Here is an 18,798-nt window from a genome sequence, read left to right on the forward strand (position 1 = left end):
AAAGCGTGAATTCTTTATAGAATTCACGCTTTGTTTTTTAATAAAAATAGTGTTGTCTTTGGACGTTTAATCAACATAATCCAACTCTGTAAAAGAGCCGGTCATTGCTGTGGTATTATTGCCATCTATAGAGGAAGCGGTAATACTAAAATGTCCTGAAATTAAACGATGTCCAGGTGCTGTTGGGTGTTGTCTATTATTAGTAATAGTGGCGCTACCGCTTGTTGAAAAATATGAAATCTGAGGTTGTTGCTGTCTTATCAGGGTGTAGGTCGTAAAACTATTTGAATCTATATTTCCCATTTCTTTAATAGTACCAGCGCTAAAACCCCCTGTTCCATTTAAAAACAGTGTAATCATTTCTCCGTTAATATCTGCAATATCAATGCTTAAGGTGTTGCCATTTGTTCCTTTTGTAATGTTATAAACGCCTACTATATATGAATAGTCGGAATACGCACCGCCATTAATTACGGCTTGAAATGCAGCTTCTTGTGCAGGAGTGTTGTCAATAGCATCATCATCATCCTTATTGCATGATAGTGTGATAATAGATAAAAATAATAAAGAGAAAAGACGAAGGTTTTTCATGTTTTTGGGGTTTAAGTTACGTGTCAGTGAGAAGTATGTTCTTTTGTAGCTACTTGATGTTTTGATTTGGGTCTGTTTTAATGGCTTAATTTCAATAAAAAAAGGAGACTAATTTATGCTATATTCTTTAAAAAAAAAATAAATCTACAGATGTTTTTGTCTTGAGTATTCAGCCTACAAGGTAAATAGATTAAATAGTTTATCAAGAGGCATTTGATTTTTTCAATAAATTAAGGCCTATTAAATTTTAATTTGCCGCTCAATCTGCTGGTCTAAAGAAATAAACGTTTCAGTGCGTGATACACCCGCTATAGATTGAATCTCACTATTTAATAAATGCATTAAATGGGCATTGTCCTTACATAACATTTTGATAAGAATACTCCAGTTTCCAGTTGTGTAATGACATTCTAAAACTTCGGGAATTTTTTTAAGCTGTTTTACAGCTTCAGGATTACTCATGGCTTTATCCAGATAAATACCAACAAAAGCCATCGTTGTATAGCCCAGAACTTTGGGATTGATTACAAATTTAGAACCTGCAATTAAATTAGATTTTTCAAGCTTTCTTAGACGTTGATGTATCGCTGCTCCCGAGATACCAACTTGACGCGCTATTTCTAAAACGGAAGTTCTGGCATCTTGCATTAACGCGCGCAGTATCTTTTTATCGATACCGTCTATGTGTATGTTTTGGTTTATAACTTTCATATGAGTCTTTTATCCTTTCTGCGACGGCAGAAAATGATTAAGTTTTAATTTGTTATAATTAAAGCGAATGATGCTTTAATCTAAAACATAAAAGTAATCAAATGATTTTAATTTGAAATGACATTTCCCTTCAGGAATGGAAATGGCTTCCATTTTTATACTAAAAAGGAAAAATATATCGTGTACAGCCCCAATCTAAAAAAACCTCAACGCAATTTTAAAAATCGTGTTGAGGCTGTGTGGTAGCCTAACGACCGTCAGGCAGGCGCCTTAATTTTAAGCGTTTAAAGGATTGTATCCTAAATACGGTACCTCTTTCTCTTTAAAAGCAATACCATAAGTTTCTAATTCTTTTAAAATAGGATTGTAAACCTCTTTGTTGATGGGTCTTAGAACACCAGGTATTGTTATTTTTTTGTTCAAAATAGCTAAAGCTGCAATAGCCACCGGTAAACCTACCGTTTTTGCCATAGCAGTATAGGTTTGGTCTTCTCCTAAAGTGACCATTGTTGAGTCAATTTGATGTTTTTCGCCGTTTAATTCATAGCCAAATTTGTGATACATGACAATCATATCTTTGTCCGTTTTATCTAAAGTCCAGCTATCCATTAAAATCTTTTGTAAGATTTGTGCTGGCGTTGCTTTTTTAAGACCTACCATTTTTGTAGAACTAAAAATATCCAACTCTTCAAATTTGTCCCAAATAATATCGTCCTGATCGATTTTTAAGGCATGTCTGAATTTTAATTCTACAGAGTCTGTTGGGCTATAGGCTAAAAAAGAGTTCACAAAATCACGATAACTCATGTTTTCACTATCGTCTATAGTGTAGCTGTCATCGGTGAGACCAAGTGCGACAAATATATTCCATGCCCGGCTAAAGCCAACACGACGAATCGTACCGCGGTAGAGTGTCTTTACATTATCGAGGGCATAAATACTCTGGTATTTTAGCGAATCACGGTTAGCATAGCCTTCAAAACGTCCAAAACCTTCAACATCTAAAAATTCTGTTCGTCTAAATAAGCGATTATAAGGTATGTACTTATAAGTGCCTTCCTGCAGAAATTTAGCAGCACTACCTTGTCCTGCAACCACAACATTTCTTGGGTTCCAGGTAAATTTATAATTCCATAGGTTGTTGTCGCTTTCTGGTGCGACTAAACCACCAGTAAACGATTCGAATAAAATTATTTTACCACCTTTATCTCTAATACGATCTATGACCTGCATCGCACTCATATGGTCAATACCAGGATCTACACCAATCTCGTTCATAAATACTAAGCCTTTTTTCTTTACTTGTGTGTCTAAAGCCTGCATTTCGTCACTCACATAGGAAGCGGTCACCATATTTTTATCATAGGTGATGCAGTCTTTAGCTACTTCAATATGAAAACGAGCAGGCAGCATTGAAATAACGAGGTCTGCATTTTGCACGGCTTCTGCTCTAGATTTTTTATTAAAAACATCTAAAGTAATGGCCGTTGCATTTTCGTGATTGTTTATTAGTTTTAAAGCAGTGGCAATATCTAAATCACCAACAGTAATATGAAGGGCTTCACTTTTAGATTTTTCTAATAAATATTTAATTAAATAGGAAGTGGATTTTCCCGAACCTATGACCAAAATCTTTCGCATAATGAGAATTGTTGAGTAGTTTTGCGTTTAGTAATTTAATTCTATGAATACATAAAATGCATTGCAGTGAGATGGCGAATGTAGTAAAATTGAAACGTTATTAAAACTCAAACACAAAAAAAATATGAATAAAAAAGTACTGATTTCAGGAGGGGTTCTTGGTATATTAGCCGTTTTAATTGGTGCTTTTGCAGCCCATGGATTAAAATCTATAATCTCCATCGAGGCGATACAATCTTTTGAAACGGGCGTGCGTTACCAGATGTATCATGCCTTACTATTATTATACGTTGGAGGGTCTTCTATGCTTTCCTTAAAAGTTAAAAAAACTATTTTCTATTTAGTGATTGTCGGTATCCTTTGCTTTTCAGGTTCTATTTATGGCTTAGCAACGAATACATTATCAGGTTTCGATTTTAAAACAATAGCTTTTATTACCCCAATAGGAGGACTTTTTTTAGTAGGTGCCTGGATAGCAATGATTATCGGGTTTTTTAAGTTTAAAAATTTTAAAATGAATTAATCTTTAATTTAACGTCGCTTTTTTTATAATAATCATTAATTTTGTCTCTTAAACAACAAACTAAATTATGGTAAACCATACAGACTCTGCGAAATCGATTTCGTTAGAACAATACGGTATTAAGAATGCTACTATTCGATATCAATTATCACCTAAAGATCTACAGGAGATTACAATAGAAAAGGGCCAAGGTGTCGCGGCTTCCTCCGGCGCCTTAGCGGTTAACACTGGAGAATTTACAGGCCGTTCTCCTAAAGACCGCTTTATTGTAAAGGATGATATTACAAAAGACCGCGTGTGGTGGAGTAATATAAATATTCCTTTTGATTCGGATAAATTTGATAAGCTTTACGATAAAGTAACGACTTACTTATCAGAAAAAGAGGTGTTCGTTAGAGATAGTTATGCTTGCGCAGATGAGAACTATAAATTAAACATTCGTGTAATTAACGAGTATCCTTGGAGTAACATGTTCGCTTACAACATGTTTTTACGCCCAACTGAAGCTGAGTTACAAAACTTCTCTCCAGAATGGACTGTTGTAAATGCGCCTGGTTTTATGGCAAATCCGGAAGAAGATGGTACGCGCCAGCATAATTTTGCTATTCTAAACTTTACAAAAAAAATCGCCTTAATTGGAGGAACTGGTTATACAGGAGAAATTAAGAAAGGTATTTTTTCTGCACTTAATTTTATTTTACCAGTATTTAAAGAAACGTTGCCAATGCACTGTAGTGCAAATGTTGGAAAAGATGGTGATACAGCTATTTTCTTTGGTTTATCTGGTACAGGAAAAACAACCTTGTCAACAGATCCAGATAGAAGTTTAATTGGTGATGACGAGCATGGTTGGACAAAAGAAAATACAGTATTTAATTTTGAAGGGGGTTGTTATGCTAAGGTTATAAACTTATCTCGTGAACAAGAGCCAGAAATTTATGATGCGATTAAAAAAGGGGCCATTCTTGAAAACGTTATTTTAAATGATAAGGGAGCGGTTGATTTTGAAGATACCTCGATTACGGAGAATACACGTGTAAGCTATCCTATTGATTACATCGAAAACATTAGAGTGCCATCTATAGGTGAAAACCCAAAGAACATCTTCTTTTTAACAGCAGATGCGTTTGGTGTATTGCCTCCAATTTCTAAGTTAACACCAGCACAAGCAGCCTACCACTTTATCTCTGGTTATACGGCTAAAGTAGCAGGAACAGAAGCGGGTATAGTAGAACCACAGCCGTCGTTTTCAGCATGTTTTGGGGCACCATTTATGCCTTTACATCCCACAAAATACGCCGAGATGTTAAGTAAGAAAATGAAAGATTCTAATGTAAATGTATGGTTAGTAAATACGGGATGGTCTGGTGGATCTTACGGTGTAGGAAGTCGTATGAAACTAAAATACACACGTGCCATGATAACTGCAGTATTAAATGGTGATTTAGGGCTGTATAATTACGACGATTATCACATTCACTCTGTATTTGGAGTGGCGCAACCAAGGTCTTGTCCTGGCGTTCCATCTGAAGTATTGAGTCCAAGAACAACATGGAATAATGATAAAGCCTATTACGATACGGCATTTAAATTGGCTAATGCGTTTAGAGAAAATTTTAATAAATTTGAAGAAAACGCTAGCGAAGAAATAAGAAGAGGCGGACCACAGCGTTATTCCTATTAATTATATACAAGTAAACCTAAAAAAAAGCGACCAATTGGTCGCTTTTTTTAGGTCTTTAATTCGAGTTATTTTTTGTTAACCGAATCTATATATTTCTTTAAAGCCATCGTCATTGAAGGGGTCTCTGGTGTTGGAGCAGAAATATCTACTCTTAAGCCTTTAGCTTCAACCGCTTTTATGGTAGAATTACCAAAAACAGCAATGCGGGTATCGTTTTGTTTAAAATCAGGGAAATTATGGAATAAAGAATCTATACCACTTGGACTAAAAAACACCAAAATGTCATACGTTACATTTTCTAAGTCCGATAAATCACTTATTACCGTTCTATAAAAAACGGCTTCTTTCCACTTTACATCTAAAGCGTTTAAAACTTCAGGAACTTCTGGTTTTAATTTATCTGTAGTAGGTAATAAAAACACTTCGTCTTTATACTTTTTTATTAAAGGGGATAATTCTTCAAAAGTTCTCTTTCCTACATAAATTTTACGCTTTCTATAAACAACGTACTTTTGAAGATAATAAGCAACAGCTTCACTCTGGCAAAAATACTTCATACTATCAGGTACTTTAAAGCGCATTTCTTCTGCTACTCTAAAATAATGATCTACAGCATTTCTGCTGGTTAAAACAATAGCCGTAAATTTAGAGAGGTCAATTTTTTGTTGTCTGATTTCTTTCGAAGGTACCCCTTCTACGTGAATAAAAGGTCTAAAGTCTATTTTAACCTTCTGTCTTTCAGACAAATCGAAATATGGCGAATTTTCTATTTTAGGTTCTGGTTGCGAGACTAAAATTGTTTTCACTTTCATATTTTTTTTAGTTTTGTTTAACTCACTCATTTTGTGATTAATTTATACAAAATGAAATAAGGTGAAATTTCAAGTGTGCAAAGATACAAAATAAAATAAAAGAAGTTGTTTTTTATGAGTCTAAGATTATCTTTAATAAAGATTAAAACACCTATCAAATTAATTAAAAGTAAAAGGCTTACAAAAACTATAATAATAGCCTGTGAGACATTAAGAGTATAGATAAGCAAGGCGTTTATAGGAATCAATAATAGGCCTAAAAAATTTTTGTAGCTGGTTTTCATAAGTAAATATTCGCTTATGATGCTGTCAATTTTTAGAATACTACTTACAAGGCGTTCAATTAAGATTTTTATAATAATAATGATAGTGATTGCAAACCCCAGTTTATATAAAGTTATTTGTGAGCTGCTATCAATATGACTGCTCAAATTATAACTAATAAAGCCTAAAATAGAAAGGCCAATTATTAGATTGGAAAACAGAAGCCCTTCAAAAGTGTCTAAGAATTTCTGGTCGCGGGCATAAATTTTTAAGTATCTATAATTAAGCAAGATAGAAGCAAAGTCATAAAACCGTTTTGGGAATAACAACTTAGTGACACTAACGAGTAGTAAACAAACCACTAATAAAACAGTATAAATTTCGGTTGATATCGTTTCTCTAAGCATGTTGTAAAATTATTATAAAAAATTAGAGATGAAGCATCATTATTAAGAAATATTTAGAAAAAAGTAGCCTTCAAATATGTACATTTGCCTTATAAATGAAAATGAGTTAATGCAAGACGCTGTAGTTATTATTCCAACATACAACGAAATCGAAAACATTGAAGCTATTATTAAAGCTGTCTTTGCACTAGATAAAGCGTATGATATTTTGGTCGTTGATGATAATTCACCAGACAAAACAGCAGAAAAGGTAAGCTTACTTCAGCAAGAGTACAAGAATCGGTTATTTTTGGAAGTAAGGCAAGAAAAATTAGGCTTAGGTACCGCCTATATTCACGGCTTTAAATGGAGTTTAGAGCGGCATTATGACTTTATTTTTGAAATGGATGCCGATTTCTCTCACAATCCAAAAGACTTAATCAGATTGTATGAGACTTGCCAAAAAGGAGGAGCAGATGTGAGTATAGGTTCTCGCTATGTTAAAGGGGTAAATGTCGTAAACTGGCCCTTAGGCCGTATCATATTGTCTTATGGTGCTTCTATTTATGTAAAGCTGATAACAGGGATGCGTATTCAGGATGCGACAGCCGGTTTTGTATGTTACAAACGAAAAGTCCTAGAAGCAATAAACCTTGATAGTATAAAGTTTATAGGGTATGCGTTTCAAATTGAAATGAAATTTAAAGCGCATTTAATGCATTTTAAAATAGTCGAAGTTCCTGTTATTTTTATCGACAGAATTAAAGGTAAATCTAAATTGAGCTCAAGTATCATCTCTGAGGCCATTTTTGGTGTTATTACCATGAAAATAAAAAGTATATTTAACAAAGAACGCTAGATGAACAATAGAATAACACTTATAAAAAATGCGAAGATTGTAAACGAGGGCACTATTTTTAATGGTGATATTTTAATTGAGGGCGAAAAAATTATTAAAATCGATACCTCAATTAGTGCGAAGTCAGCCGATGTTAACGTGTTCGATGTAGAAGGTAAATATGTCTTACCTGGAGCAATAGACGATCAAGTACATTTTCGAGAACCAGGTTTAACGCATAAAGCCAATATTGAAACCGAATCTCGTGCAGCTATTGCTGGCGGGATTACTTCCTTTATTGAAATGCCAAACACAAACCCGCAGACCACAACCATAGAAAAACTAAATGATAAATTTGCCATCGCCAAAGCCACCTCGTATGCGAATTACTCTTTTATGTTTGGTGGGACTAATGATAATTTAGACGAAATTTTAAAATTAGACCCAAAACAAGTGGCTGCTTTAAAATTGTTTTTAGGGTCTTCAACAGGAAATATGTTGGTTGATAATCCTGAAGTTTTAGAGAAAATATTTGCTAGTACTAAGTTATTAATCGCTGTTCATTGTGAAGATGAAGCCACGATTAGAAAAAACACAGCAATTTATAAAGAACGCTACGGTGATGACATTCCTTTAAATTTACATCCTATTATTCGGAGTGAAGAAGCCTGTTATATTTCCTCTTCAAAAGCTATAGAATTAGCAAAGAAAACAGGGGCACGTTTACACGTGTTTCATTTGTCTACAGGTAAAGAAACTAAATTGTTTAGCAATAAGATGCCTTTAAAAGACAAAAAAATAACGGCAGAGGTTTGCATTCATCATTTGTGGTTTAGCGATAAAGACTACGACGAAAAAGGCACGCTAATAAAATGGAATCCAGCGGTTAAAACCGAAAAAGATAGAGCACAATTGCTAGAAGCTTTACTGGATGATAGAATAGATGTTATCGCTACAGATCATGCACCGCATACATTAGAAGAAAAACAAAATGTGTATACTAAAGCACCATCAGGCGGACCATTAGTGCAGCATGCTTTGCCTGCTTTATTGGAAATGCATCACCAAGGAAAAATTTCTATTGAAAAAATAGTGGAAAAATTATGTCATAATCCAGCGATTTTGTTTGAAATAGAAAAAAGAGGCTATGTAAAGGAAGGCTATTATGCAGATTTAGTGGTTGTAGATTTAAATAATCCTTGGACCGTAAATAAAGATAATATTTTATACAAATGTGGCTGGTCTCCATTTGAAGGGACTACTTTCAAATCAAGAATCTCACATACTTTTGTTAATGGTGGGTTAGCCTATAAAAACTTTAAGTTTTACGATAATAAATATGCAAAACAGTTAACATTCGACAGATGAAAAAAAAGCTAATTATAGTTCTTTTAATGAGTTTGCTTTTGGTTGCTTGTTACGACGTAAAGAAACCTAAGAAACCCGCTAATTTAATCCCTAAAGATAAAATGGTGGCTGTTTTGGTAGATATGGCGATTATGTCTTCGGCTAAAGGGGTGAATAAAAAGAAATTAGAAATGAATGGTGTTGTTCCAGAGGACTATATTTATGAAAGACACAATATAGACAGTACCATTTTTTCAGAAAGTAATGCTTACTATGCCTTCGATATTAAAACCTACGATGTTATTTATACAAAAGTAAAAGACAGTTTAACAGTTTTAAGAGACAAATACAAGGCTATTGAAACTAAAGAGAAAAAGGAAAAAGAAAAAGTAGATTCTGTTAAGCGGGCTAAAATAGCCTCTGAAAAGAATTTAAAATATGAGCAAGGTAGCCCGACTAAAAAAGCAAAGCCTATTATAAACGGTCAGCTCAATCCCTTAAAATCTAATTAGTTTTATCCTTTAAAAACAAAGATGCGGTTTCTCTTATGCTTTCATGAATGGATGCAAATTGGGTTTTTAAATGTGTTTTTAATTTAGAGCTGCTATACTCTGTCTTAGAAACTAAAGAATGGGCAAGTTGTTTGGTGAGTTTTCTGCGTTTTCCAAAAAGCTGGTATGTTAACCAATCGAGTCTCCAGCCCAGTTGTAATAGCCATATTTTAGCCTCTTTTTCTGGGGGTTGCGTGTTTAGAGCGTCTGCAATCGTTTTCATAAATTTCTTATAAGTCCAATTCTCGGCAACAAGTATAAAGCGTTCATTTATTAGCTTACTTTTCATCAGTTGCATCATGCTTTTTACCACATCATCAACAGCGACCAAAGCAATTGTTCCTGAGGTATAATACGTTGCGCCTTTGTAAATCGTTTTGAAAATTGAGCCGCTGCCATAGGCCCAGATTCCAGGACCTATAATCACACCGGGATTAACGATTACAGCATCTACACCCTCTTGAGTGCCACGCCACACTTCAAGCTCTGCTCCATATTTGGTAATGGCATATACGCTATTATCTGCTTCAGGGTTCCACTCGGTTTCTTCGGTAGCTATAATTCCTAGTTTAGACGCGCCAATAGCTGCTATAGAACTTACATAACACAGTTTTTTTATATTTTCTGATATACATAAATTCACAATATTAGCAGTACCTTCAATATTCGTTTTTTGAAGTCTATCAAATTTGTCAGGCTCAAAAGAAACAAAAGCGGCACAGTGATAAACATGGGTTATAGATTTGAAGGCTTCACTTAAAGAGGGTATGTCGTTCAAATCTGCTTTCACCCAATCGATAGCATTAAAAAGAGCATCAGCATCTTCAGTATAATAGGAAAAGATATGTTTTACATGTTCTAGTTTTTTTTCATTTCGGTATATCGCCCGAACGCTTTGTTTTTCATTTAACAACTTAAATAGTAAATGAGCACCTAGAAATCCTGTACCACCTGTAATTAATATCATGCGTCCAAGTTAAGAAATATTCAATATTGTATCTTAATTATACAGCTATTTTTATCTTTGCGCATCTATACACAAAAGCAGAGAAAAAATGGCAAATACATTTGTAGAAGAATTACGTTGGAGAGGGATGTTGCATACTGAAATGCCTGGAACAGAAGCGCATTTAAACGAAGCAATGAGAAGTGCGTATGTTGGGTTTGATCCAACTGCAGATTCTTTACATATAGGAAACTTAGTGCCTATTATGCTCTTGGCACATTACCAACGTTGCGGTCACAAACCAGTAGCATTAGTGGGTGGTGCAACAGGTATGATTGGTGACCCTTCAGGGAAATCGTCAGAACGTAATTTACTAAATGAGGCGACTTTAAGACATAATCAGGAAGCTATAAAAACACAGTTGGCGCACTTTTTAGACTTTAAAAGTGATGTAAAAAATGCAGCCGTTTTAGTGAACAACTACGACTGGATGAAGGACTTTTCGTTTTTAGAATTCATTCGTGATGTTGGAAAACATATCACGGTAAACTACATGATGGCAAAAGATTCTGTAAAAAACAGAATTTCTTCAGAGTCAACAGATGGCATGAGTTTTACAGAGTTTACTTACCAGCTTGTTCAAGGTTATGATTTTTTACATTTATATAAAGAACACGACTGTACCTTACAAATGGGAGGCAGCGACCAATGGGGAAATATAACAACAGGCACAGAACTTATTCGTCGTATCGACCAAGGTAAAGGGTATGCTATTACCTGTCCTTTAATTACTAAAAGTGATGGTTCTAAATTTGGTAAAAGTGAAGGTGGTAATGTCTGGTTAGATGCCAATAGAACATCACCATACAAGTTTTATCAATATTGGTTGAATTCTAGTGATGAAGATGCTGAGAAATACATTAAGATCTTTACTTTTTTAACAGAGGAAGACATTAAAACTATTATAAAAGAGCATGCTGAAGCACCACATTTAAGAGTTTTACAAAAGCGGTTAGCCGAAGAGATTACAGTAATGGTTCATTCTAAAGACGATTTTAATAACGCCCAAAAAGCGTCTAACATTTTGTTTAGTAAAAACTTTAATGAAGAGATTAGAACACTGGATGAGAAACTCTTTTTAGATGTTTTTGAAGGGGTGTCACAAGCCGAGGTTTCTAAAGCAGATTTAGCCGAAGGATTAGATATGATAGCAGCACTTGCCGATAAAACCAATTTTTTAGCCAGTAACTCTGAAGCAAGACGAGCATTGAAAGAGAATGCAGTGTCGGTAAATAAAGAGAAGGTAAAAGAAGATTATAAAATTACTGCTACAGACTTAATTAACGATAAATATATTGTTTTGAATAAAGGCAAGAAGAATACTTATATTATTAAAGTAGTATAAAAGAGTTGTAAACATGCGATTAGACCTCACAGCATTGAGAAACCTGTGAGGTCTATTGGTTTTTTAACTAGATCATCATATATTTATAGCAAAGGACTTCCAAAGTGGGGCATCTGTAAAACAAGAAGCCCGCTTGCAAATCTGCAAACGGACTTCTAAAAATTAGTCAACCAACTAAAACTAATTTTTCTCTAACATAACACTTAATCAATCTTTTTTTCTAATCAATCTCCAATTTTGGTCGGCTTTTTGTTGCAAACCTTTCACATCTTCTTTTTTCCATAATTTTAAGGTGTTTATGCCCCAAGAATTATAGAATAAATAGAGTTTTCCATCGCGTATTTCGAACGTTTCAGGATCTATTGAGACCTTTTTACCTTTTTCTGCTATGGCATAAGCACAATACCCGCCGTATTGTGGTAGGTATTGTTTTGGGTTTGTTTTGAATGCCTTTAAATGCTTTTGAGAGACAAACGCATAATTTACACCATCATGCATTGTGGTAAATTGTTTATTACCAGCTTCTGCTTTATTATCAAAATAGGAAACAACGTCATAACCTTCGGCAGCATACCCTTTTTTAGTATTGTAATCTGTTTGTGCCTGTACAGCGACTATTCCGAAGAAAATAAAAATATAAACGAATGGTTTCATAACCAGTTTGTCGTTATAGATGAGAAAAGATTACGAATTTGGTTTTAAATATTAATTTTTAAAGCACCATTAAGTTACAACCACGAATATCACTGGTGTCGAAGCGTCCAATGATTTCAAAAGTACTTTCCGAAAGTACCCGCCCTAAATCCTGAGTAGCAATAAAAGAGCAGGAGTTAACATTTGCAAGATCAATAATATTTATACCGCCTGTTTTACCTTTAGCTTGAATGGTTAAAGCATCTTCAGTTTCTCGGGTTAAGATTTTCATCCAACGCGGGCATTCAAAAACACCCTGTCCTTTAGAATAGGCTTGACTAAGTAACTCGGTCATCCCATATTCACTGTGAATACTTTCAACACCAAAGCCCGTTTTAAGAATCTGGTGTAGTTCTTCTCTAATGAGTTCTTTACGCCTGCCCTTCATCCCGCCAGTTTCCATAATAATCGTGTTATTGAGGTTAAACGTGTGTGCTTCAACTAAGTTTAAAAGCGCAAAGGAGACACCAATTAGTAATACTTTTTTACCATCAGCATCTAATTTGTTGAGTGTTTTACTTAAAGCATCAAGATTATCTAAGTAGAAACCGCTTTCTGGATGCTGTGATGTTTTTATCAAGGCATCAACCATGTATATTAAAGAAGAGCCATCACGCTCTAAATAGCTAGGCAATAAAGCAAGAACAACAGCGTCTTCAATAGCGCCATAAAAGTGGTTAAACGCTTTTTTGAAACTGTTTTCATAAATTTTTAAATTAGTGACATGATGTTTGCTTGTTTTAGCTCCTGTAGTGCCACTACTAGTAAAGGTTTGTTCAACGGCTTCTGAACTGCTTAAAATTTGATGGGACTTAAAAAACTGAATGGGTAAAAAGGGAATGTCTTCAATGTGTTTTACATCACTGGGATGCTTATATAACAAATCGCAAAAGGAACGATATACCAAATTATTTTCAAACTGAAATTTAAAAACTTCTAAGGCTAAAGTGTTAAACTCAGCTTCAGTTTTTATATTAAAAATAGCTTTGGAATCCATCATTGTTTAGCAAAAGTAAATAAAATAAAAAAGAGCGTTACCATTGGTAACGCTCTTTTAAAAATTATAAATGGTTTGTATTACTCTACTACTAATTTTTTAGTGGTAGACGCTCCATTTTGAGTTAATTTAATTAAATAAAGGCCTGTACTTAATTGAGACACATCTAAAGTGTCATTTGTTAATGCTTTAGAAATAACTCGTTTACCCAATACATTAAATACGTTTACAGTAACAACATCGTTAGCAGTTGTTTTAATAGTTACCGTACCGTTAGAAACTGGATTAGGGTAGATAGAAAAGTTTGTGATATTAAATCCTTTGGTAGAAAGAGTTGTTCCATCATTCTTAGCTCCAGGAGAAAACAACACAGGGTTTGATGCAATGGTACTATGATCTACAAATACACCAGTGAAATCAGGGTTACGAGCAATAGATTGATTGTTTCCTGCAGCTCCATAAGTTTCAACAATTAAGTTTACACCATTATTATCTCTAATTGTAACAGTATCACCGCCATTATTAAGGCCTAAGCCTGTAGTAGATGCTGTTTGAGCTATAAAATCAATTCCTGTTGGCGTTCCTCCACCAAAAACAGTAATAAAATTATTAGGAGGTAAAATAGTTCCTGAAGGGAAAGTATGTCTGTCTGAAACAGCGTCTGCTATCACATAGTCACTTAGGTCAATAGCAACTGTACCAGAATTATAGATTTCAATAAATTCATCGTCAGAAGTGTTTACAGTACCATCGCCATTAGCATCTCCGTTGGTAGCATCTGGATCTGCATGAATTTCGTTAATAATTAAAAATACAGGATCACAATTTGCCGCAGGAACAGTTCCAGATAAGGATGTACCATCACAATCACCACCATTTAAAGTAATATTCCAAGAGTCACCTTCACCTAATCCGGTTAATATTATTGTTCCACCAACAGTTGTTGCAGGATCATCTCCACTTATGGTTGCTGTTGTTGTAGTTGTAACAGAAGTAATAGTATTATCACTACCTGTGTACGGGATATTAATTGTTACTTGGTCATTGTTATCTCCCTCTGTATTTGTCGCACAAACGTAAGATTCGGTTTGTAAAATTACATCACAAATAGCACAGTCTGAAGTTGGTCGCATTCCAAGTGAAGGGCAAGCGTTAAAAGCATTTAAGTTTACGTCAGACAACTCCCATCCAGAATAACCATCTACACCATCATCACTATATTGCACGCCAATAAATACTTCTGTTCCTGTGGCAGTAGACAAATCTATGTTATAAGACCCTGCATCTGTTAAGGTTTGAGCAGTAGTCCATGATGTTGAAGAAGGACACCCTGTGTAAGCACTTGTATAATTAATATTTAAATCTGTTACACCAAAATTTTCAGCAGCATTAAGCGCTAAACTTAAATCTGTTACTCCTGTCATGTCTAAAGGTCCAAAAACCATCCAGGCATCGATAGCTTCTTGACAGCCACTACCACAAAAAGCATTTAGACTGTAAGTTCCCGAGTTTAAAGTCCACTCATCTCCAGCTGTGTTAGGAGTAACGGTTACTATTTCGAAAGTTTCAGTCCCATTACTTAAATCAAAACAGGTGTTAGGAATAGGATCACATTCTGCTGGAGCAACAGTTCCATTAGAAGTAAAAGTGTCGCAGTCCCCACCGTTTAATACTATATCCCAAGCATCTCCTTCTGTTAGTCCAGTAACGGTAATTATACCATTTGGTGTGGTAGAAGGATCGTCGCCTTGAACCGTACCTCCTGAACTTGTTGTTACAGATGTTATGCCAGCATCAAAACCAGTATAAGGTATATTAACTGTCACAGTATCGTTGTTGTCTCCAACAGTGTTAGATAAACATGAATATGAAGGTTGTCCTAGTACAACACCGCATGAAGTAGAAAAACCTGTCCATGTAATATCGTCAATTATAACTTGAGTTGAAGTTGTGTTTACTAGTTCAATGGTTATATTTCCAGCAACGTTAATTCCAGTTACAGTAAAGGTTTGTTCTGTAAAATTATCAAAAGGTGTTGACAGTCCACGAGACACGCCATTAACAAATAATTCAACTTGTCGGTTGCCACCTCCTGTAAAACCTTTGTAAAGTTTTACTGAAAAATCAGATATACCACCAGAAATAGAGCTAGATGTAATTTTACTTCCGTCTGAGACTCTTCTAAGCATTAATGCAGGTAAATTGATTCCAGAACCGTTTGCGTCCCCATTTGCATCTCTAGAGGCAACATATGTCCACGTTATTCCTGCGGCGCCAACGAAACTACCATTAGCATAACTCGTCGTAGCGTTAGAGTTTGCGAAATTCTCAGTGCCTTGAGCAGAAACTAAAGACAATGAAAAAATGGATAATAATAAAAAGTAAATTTTCTTCATAATTATAGATTTTAAATTAGACTGTAAAAATACTAATATTATACAAATGGAATCTCTTTTAATAGTTGTCTGGCTGGTTTTTAACGATAACATAACATCTTACCATTCATAATTTATCTATAGTTCATGATTTCCCTTTTGTAAGTTCCATTCGGGGCTTCAATGTTAACATATTGTTATCAATACAGGTTCTTTTAGTTATTATGTTATTAGTTTTATCTTTACCATAAAAAATCAGTCTTAAGATGAACAAAAAAGACATTACCATTTTATTAGTAGATGACGAGCCAGATATACTAGAAATAGTGTCTTATAATTTGTCATCGGAAGGTTATAGAGTAATTACAGCAAGTAACGGCATAGAAGGCGTTAAAAAAGCGAAGAAAGAAAAACCCGAACTTATCATACTTGATGTTATGATGCCAGAAATGGATGGTATAGAAGCCTGTGAGCAAATTAGAAAAATTCCAGAGCTAAAAAATACCATTATCACTTTTTTAACCGCCAGAGGTGAAGATTATTCTCAGGTAGCTGGTTTTGATGCCGGTGCAGATGATTATATTACCAAGCCTATTAAACCAAAAGTTTTAGTAAGCAAAGTCAAAGCATTATTAAGACGCTTAAAAGCAGAAGATGCGGCTGTTGCAGAAGTTAGGATAGGAGACATAGTAATTAATAGAGAAGAGTATAAGGTTGTTTTAAAAGGCAAAGAATTAATATTGCCAAGAAAAGAGTTTGAACTGTTATCTTTATTGGCCTCAAAACCAGGAAAAGTATTTAAAAGAGGGGATATTTTGGATGCTGTTTGGGGTAACGAAGTAATTGTTGGAGGGCGGACTATAGATGTTCATATTAGGAAATTAAGAGAAAAAATTGGGGATCACTATTTAAAAACAACAAAAGGTGTTGGCTATAAGTTTGTAGAGTAATGCAAATAAAAAAATCATATAAATTTGCTTTAAAAACCACGTTTTTAATTACACTATTATTGACGCTCATTTTGGGCGTTTTTTTAGCTGTTTTTTATGAGGTAAAATGGTTGCCACTACTGGCTTTTGGAATACTCTGTTACCTTATCTCCTTTTTTGTCATTCAATATCGTGTTCAGAACTTTATCTATAAACGGGTTAAAAAAATATACGATGACTTGAAATTATTAGAGTCTACTTCTTTTAAGAAGGAACGAATTACTACAGATATGGCGACGCTAACACAGGAAATTGATAAATATGCAAGAGATAAAAAAATAGAAATTGAAACGTTAAAGGTAAGAGAAGAGTATAGAAAAGAATTTTTAGGAAACGTTTCTCACGAATTAAAAACACCATTATTTACCGTTCAGGGGTATTTAGAAACATTGATTGATGGTGCCGCGAAAGATAAAAAAATACGTGACAAATATCTAGACCGGGCCAATAAAGGGGTTGAAAGACTAATCTATATTGTTAAAGATTTAGATATGATTACAAGCTTAGAGGTGGGGAATTTAAGTATGGAGTTGGAGCGTTTTGATATTGTTGAACTAATAGAAAATGTGTTTGATTTGTTTGAGATGAAAGCCCATAAAAAGCGAATTTCTTTAGCGTTTGATATTGATTATACGCAACCCATAATGGTGAAAGGCGATAAGGATAAAATACAACAAGTATTAACAAACCTTATCGTAAATTCTATTAAATATGGGAGAGAAAAAGGAACAACAGAAGTAAGTATAGAAAACTTAATCAAAAACAAAGTCATTGTTCGCATAACAGACAATGGAGAAGGTATAGAGAAGAAGAATATTCCAAGGTTATTTGAACGCTTCTTTCGGGTTGATAAAAGCGGATCAAGAAAAGAAGGCGGCTCTGGATTGGGTCTGGCTATTGTAAAGCATATTATAGAGGCGCACGACGAAAAAATATATATTGAAAGTGAATTTGGTGTGGGTAGTGAATTCTCATTCACTCTGGAAAAGGCGAAATAGGGTGCTAAAATTTAAGGACACACTATTAATCTCTAATCCAGAATATTTTTTAACCTGCTCAAGCATTTCAATTTTAAAATCCACTTGATTACAAGTAGGGACCATTTTTAAATCCTCAAAACGTTTCGCGAGATATTCCTGTTCAAATTGTCCAGGCGTAGGGATGAAGAAGGCTTTTTTGCCAATTTTAGCTAAATCCATAACAGTTGTATAGCCCGATCGGGAGAGTACAACAGAGCTACTGTTTATCGCTTTTTCGAGTTGGTGACTTTGCATAAAATTATAATAACAAACTAATCCAACGCGAGTAATGGTTTGTTCTTTTTCCATAATGCCTTTAACAAAAAGCACTTTTCCGTTATAGGCTTTTAATTCATTTATTATTTTTTTTTCCAGAAGTGTACGCTGTGGTTCAGGGCCAGATAATAAAACCATTACATCATATTGGTTGTCTTGTTTTTGTTTTTTTAACCGACTTAATGGACCTAAATATTTTTTTACAATACGCGTGTTATCCTCATGACCTAATTTTCCGCTTAAATTAGGTTCAAACTCATGATCTGGAATCCAACATTCATCAAATTTTTTTATTATGTTTTGATGAATTTTAGTACTAAACCAGGTTGTGTTACCGCTTAGCACATTTAATTGATGAGTTATAAAAACACAGGGCACTTTTTTGCAGTACACGCCAAGTCTATTGTCTGAGATAATGCCATCAATTTTATAAGTATCAACTAAAAACTGTGTCGCTTTTTTTTCTGCAGTAATGGCCCTTAACAGTTTAGGAGACTCCTTAAAGAGTTTCCACCTAAATTGACTTGCTTTTGCAGAATACGTGACATTATATCCTGGTAGTTCATCAAAAACTAAATCTGGGAATTCTTTTTTTAGTAAAACTAAAGCAGCTCCATCACTGGCAATAACTGGTGTAAAGCCATGTCCTAAAAGTGCATGTATTATCGGGATGCAACGCGTGGCATGGCCTAAACCCCAATTTAGTGGAGCAATTAGAATTCGTTTTTTCAAAAGTTAGCATTTAAAGTC

18 protein-coding genes are annotated in these 18,798 nt (G+C 34.5%); 8 read left to right on the forward strand and 10 right to left on the reverse strand.

The window, feature by feature from the left end:
• Positions 1 to 66: 66 nt before the first annotated feature.
• The 3 genes from GQ46_RS11405 to GQ46_RS11415 all read right to left on the reverse strand — a co-directional run bounded on the left by GQ46_RS11405 (position 67) and on the right by GQ46_RS11415 (position 2,943).
• Positions 67 to 591, reverse strand: coding sequence for a hypothetical protein (locus GQ46_RS11405; RefSeq protein WP_044401938.1), 525 nt, complete (start codon positions 589 to 591; stop codon positions 67 to 69).
• A gap of 240 nt (positions 592 to 831) precedes the next feature.
• A complete protein-coding gene (locus GQ46_RS11410; RefSeq protein ID WP_044401940.1) occupies positions 832 to 1,302 on the reverse strand; it encodes an Lrp/AsnC family transcriptional regulator in 471 nt (156 codons plus the stop codon).
• Between the two features lie 276 nt (positions 1,303 to 1,578).
• On the reverse strand, positions 1,579 to 2,943 hold the full coding sequence (locus GQ46_RS11415; RefSeq protein ID WP_044401943.1) for a saccharopine dehydrogenase family protein: 1,365 nt from the start codon (positions 2,941 to 2,943) through the stop codon (positions 1,579 to 1,581).
• Positions 2,944 to 3,067: 124 nt separating this feature from the next.
• Between GQ46_RS11415 and GQ46_RS11420 the strand changes: the two genes are divergently transcribed.
• Entirely contained in the window at positions 3,068 to 3,466 is a 399-nt protein-coding gene (locus GQ46_RS11420) for a DUF423 domain-containing protein (RefSeq protein WP_044401946.1), read from the forward strand.
• Positions 3,467 to 3,533: 67 nt separating this feature from the next.
• Positions 3,534 to 5,150, forward strand: a complete 1,617-nt coding sequence (pckA, locus tag GQ46_RS11425) for a phosphoenolpyruvate carboxykinase (ATP) (protein WP_044401949.1) — start codon at positions 3,534 to 3,536, stop codon at positions 5,148 to 5,150.
• A 65-nt stretch (positions 5,151 to 5,215) separates the two neighbouring features.
• Here pckA and GQ46_RS11430 read toward each other — a convergent pair whose 3' ends face one another.
• Together GQ46_RS11430 and GQ46_RS11435 are read right to left on the reverse strand one after the other, a co-directional pair.
• Entirely contained in the window at positions 5,216 to 5,962 is a 747-nt protein-coding gene (locus GQ46_RS11430) for a uroporphyrinogen-III synthase (RefSeq protein ID WP_044404982.1), read from the reverse strand.
• Between the two features lie 26 nt (positions 5,963 to 5,988).
• Positions 5,989 to 6,633: a DUF4271 domain-containing protein gene (locus GQ46_RS11435; protein ID WP_044401952.1), complete on the reverse strand. Its 645-nt coding sequence runs from the start codon at positions 6,631 to 6,633 to the stop codon at positions 5,989 to 5,991.
• Between the two features lie 109 nt (positions 6,634 to 6,742).
• Here GQ46_RS11435 and GQ46_RS11440 point away from each other — a divergent pair, with 109 nt between their 5' ends.
• From GQ46_RS11440 to GQ46_RS17185, 3 genes are read left to right on the forward strand one after another with little or no spacing between them, the layout of a single operon-like run.
• Positions 6,743 to 7,471 carry a polyprenol monophosphomannose synthase gene (locus tag GQ46_RS11440; protein ID WP_044401954.1) on the forward strand — a complete coding sequence of 243 codons (729 nt, stop codon included), beginning with the start codon at positions 6,743 to 6,745 and terminating at the stop codon, positions 7,469 to 7,471.
• Entirely contained in the window at positions 7,472 to 8,818 is a 1,347-nt protein-coding gene (locus GQ46_RS11445; RefSeq protein WP_044401956.1) for a dihydroorotase, read from the forward strand. It abuts the gene before it with no gap.
• Complete coding sequence (locus tag GQ46_RS17185; RefSeq protein ID WP_052503469.1) at positions 8,815 to 9,309, forward strand: DUF4296 domain-containing protein; 495 nt, start codon at positions 8,815 to 8,817, stop codon at positions 9,307 to 9,309. Before GQ46_RS11445 ends, GQ46_RS17185 begins: the two co-directional genes overlap by 4 nt.
• On the opposite strand, the gene GQ46_RS11455 is transcribed toward GQ46_RS17185, so the two are convergent.
• The gene (locus GQ46_RS11455) at positions 9,302 to 10,315 is read right to left on the reverse strand and encodes an NAD-dependent epimerase/dehydratase family protein (RefSeq protein ID WP_044401959.1); all 1,014 of its coding nucleotides are present in this window, start codon (positions 10,313 to 10,315) and stop codon (positions 9,302 to 9,304) included. The two genes, GQ46_RS17185 and GQ46_RS11455, sit on opposite strands and share 8 nt — an antisense overlap.
• 88 nt (positions 10,316 to 10,403) lie before the next feature.
• On the opposite strand from GQ46_RS11455, the gene tyrS reads away from it, so the two are divergent.
• Positions 10,404 to 11,699: a tyrosine--tRNA ligase gene (tyrS, locus tag GQ46_RS11460; RefSeq protein WP_044401962.1), complete on the forward strand. Its 1,296-nt coding sequence runs from the start codon at positions 10,404 to 10,406 to the stop codon at positions 11,697 to 11,699.
• Between the two features lie 207 nt (positions 11,700 to 11,906).
• Here tyrS and GQ46_RS11465 read toward each other — a convergent pair whose 3' ends face one another.
• The 3 genes from GQ46_RS11465 to GQ46_RS17190 form a co-directional block, all read right to left on the reverse strand.
• Positions 11,907 to 12,353, reverse strand: a complete 447-nt coding sequence (locus GQ46_RS11465; protein ID WP_044401965.1) for a YHS domain-containing (seleno)protein — start codon at positions 12,351 to 12,353, stop codon at positions 11,907 to 11,909.
• Between the two features lie 58 nt (positions 12,354 to 12,411).
• Positions 12,412 to 13,392, reverse strand: coding sequence for an acyltransferase (locus tag GQ46_RS11470; protein WP_044401967.1), 981 nt, complete (start codon positions 13,390 to 13,392; stop codon positions 12,412 to 12,414).
• Positions 13,393 to 13,469: 77 nt separating this feature from the next.
• A complete protein-coding gene (locus GQ46_RS17190) occupies positions 13,470 to 15,785 on the reverse strand; it encodes a lamin tail domain-containing protein (RefSeq protein WP_052503470.1) in 2,316 nt (771 codons plus the stop codon).
• 245 nt (positions 15,786 to 16,030) lie between these two features.
• Here GQ46_RS17190 and GQ46_RS11480 point away from each other — a divergent pair, with 245 nt between their 5' ends.
• Both GQ46_RS11480 and GQ46_RS11485 read left to right on the forward strand, forming a co-directional pair.
• Positions 16,031 to 16,714, forward strand: coding sequence for a response regulator transcription factor (locus GQ46_RS11480; protein WP_044401970.1), 684 nt, complete (start codon positions 16,031 to 16,033; stop codon positions 16,712 to 16,714).
• Complete coding sequence (locus GQ46_RS11485) at positions 16,714 to 17,751, forward strand: cell wall metabolism sensor histidine kinase WalK (protein ID WP_044401972.1); 1,038 nt, start codon at positions 16,714 to 16,716, stop codon at positions 17,749 to 17,751. The genes GQ46_RS11480 and GQ46_RS11485 overlap by 1 nt, the downstream gene beginning before the upstream one ends.
• Here the strand turns inward: GQ46_RS11485 and GQ46_RS11490 are convergent.
• Positions 17,725 to 18,780: a glycosyltransferase gene (locus tag GQ46_RS11490; RefSeq protein WP_044401975.1), complete on the reverse strand. Its 1,056-nt coding sequence runs from the start codon at positions 18,778 to 18,780 to the stop codon at positions 17,725 to 17,727. The genes GQ46_RS11485 and GQ46_RS11490 overlap by 27 nt on opposite strands.
• Positions 18,781 to 18,798 lie beyond the last annotated feature (18 nt).

Source organism: Lacinutrix sp. Hel_I_90, from assembly GCF_000934685.1.
Taxonomy (GTDB): domain Bacteria; phylum Bacteroidota; class Bacteroidia; order Flavobacteriales; family Flavobacteriaceae; genus Lacinutrix.

What these genes read in the sequence shown, in the direction of transcription:
- GQ46_RS11405 (WP_044401938.1), bottom strand. Translation starts at nt 591, where the DNA reads ATGAAAAACCTTCGTCTTTTCTCTTTATTATTTTTATCTATTATCACA.
- GQ46_RS11410 (WP_044401940.1), bottom strand. Translation starts at nt 1,302, where the DNA reads ATGAAAGTTATAAACCAAAACATACACATAGACGGTATCGATAAAAAG.
- GQ46_RS11415 (WP_044401943.1), bottom strand. Translation starts at nt 2,943, where the DNA reads ATGCGAAAGATTTTGGTCATAGGTTCGGGAAAATCCACTTCCTATTTA.
- GQ46_RS11420 (WP_044401946.1), top strand. Translation starts at nt 3,068, where the DNA reads ATGAATAAAAAAGTACTGATTTCAGGAGGGGTTCTTGGTATATTAGCC.
- pckA (WP_044401949.1), top strand. Translation starts at nt 3,534, where the DNA reads ATGGTAAACCATACAGACTCTGCGAAATCGATTTCGTTAGAACAATAC.
- GQ46_RS11430 (WP_044404982.1), bottom strand. Translation starts at nt 5,962, where the DNA reads ATGAAAGTGAAAACAATTTTAGTCTCGCAACCAGAACCTAAAATAGAA.
- GQ46_RS11435 (WP_044401952.1), bottom strand. Translation starts at nt 6,633, where the DNA reads ATGCTTAGAGAAACGATATCAACCGAAATTTATACTGTTTTATTAGTG.
- GQ46_RS11440 (WP_044401954.1), top strand. Translation starts at nt 6,743, where the DNA reads ATGCAAGACGCTGTAGTTATTATTCCAACATACAACGAAATCGAAAAC.
- GQ46_RS11445 (WP_044401956.1), top strand. Translation starts at nt 7,472, where the DNA reads ATGAACAATAGAATAACACTTATAAAAAATGCGAAGATTGTAAACGAG.
- GQ46_RS17185 (WP_052503469.1), top strand. Translation starts at nt 8,815, where the DNA reads ATGAAAAAAAAGCTAATTATAGTTCTTTTAATGAGTTTGCTTTTGGTT.
- GQ46_RS11455 (WP_044401959.1), bottom strand. Translation starts at nt 10,315, where the DNA reads ATGATATTAATTACAGGTGGTACAGGATTTCTAGGTGCTCATTTACTA.
- tyrS (WP_044401962.1), top strand. Translation starts at nt 10,404, where the DNA reads ATGGCAAATACATTTGTAGAAGAATTACGTTGGAGAGGGATGTTGCAT.
- GQ46_RS11465 (WP_044401965.1), bottom strand. Translation starts at nt 12,353, where the DNA reads ATGAAACCATTCGTTTATATTTTTATTTTCTTCGGAATAGTCGCTGTA.
- GQ46_RS11470 (WP_044401967.1), bottom strand. Translation starts at nt 13,392, where the DNA reads ATGATGGATTCCAAAGCTATTTTTAATATAAAAACTGAAGCTGAGTTT.
- GQ46_RS17190 (WP_052503470.1), bottom strand. Translation starts at nt 15,785, where the DNA reads ATGAAGAAAATTTACTTTTTATTATTATCCATTTTTTCATTGTCTTTA.
- GQ46_RS11480 (WP_044401970.1), top strand. Translation starts at nt 16,031, where the DNA reads ATGAACAAAAAAGACATTACCATTTTATTAGTAGATGACGAGCCAGAT.
- GQ46_RS11485 (WP_044401972.1), top strand. Translation starts at nt 16,714, where the DNA reads ATGCAAATAAAAAAATCATATAAATTTGCTTTAAAAACCACGTTTTTA.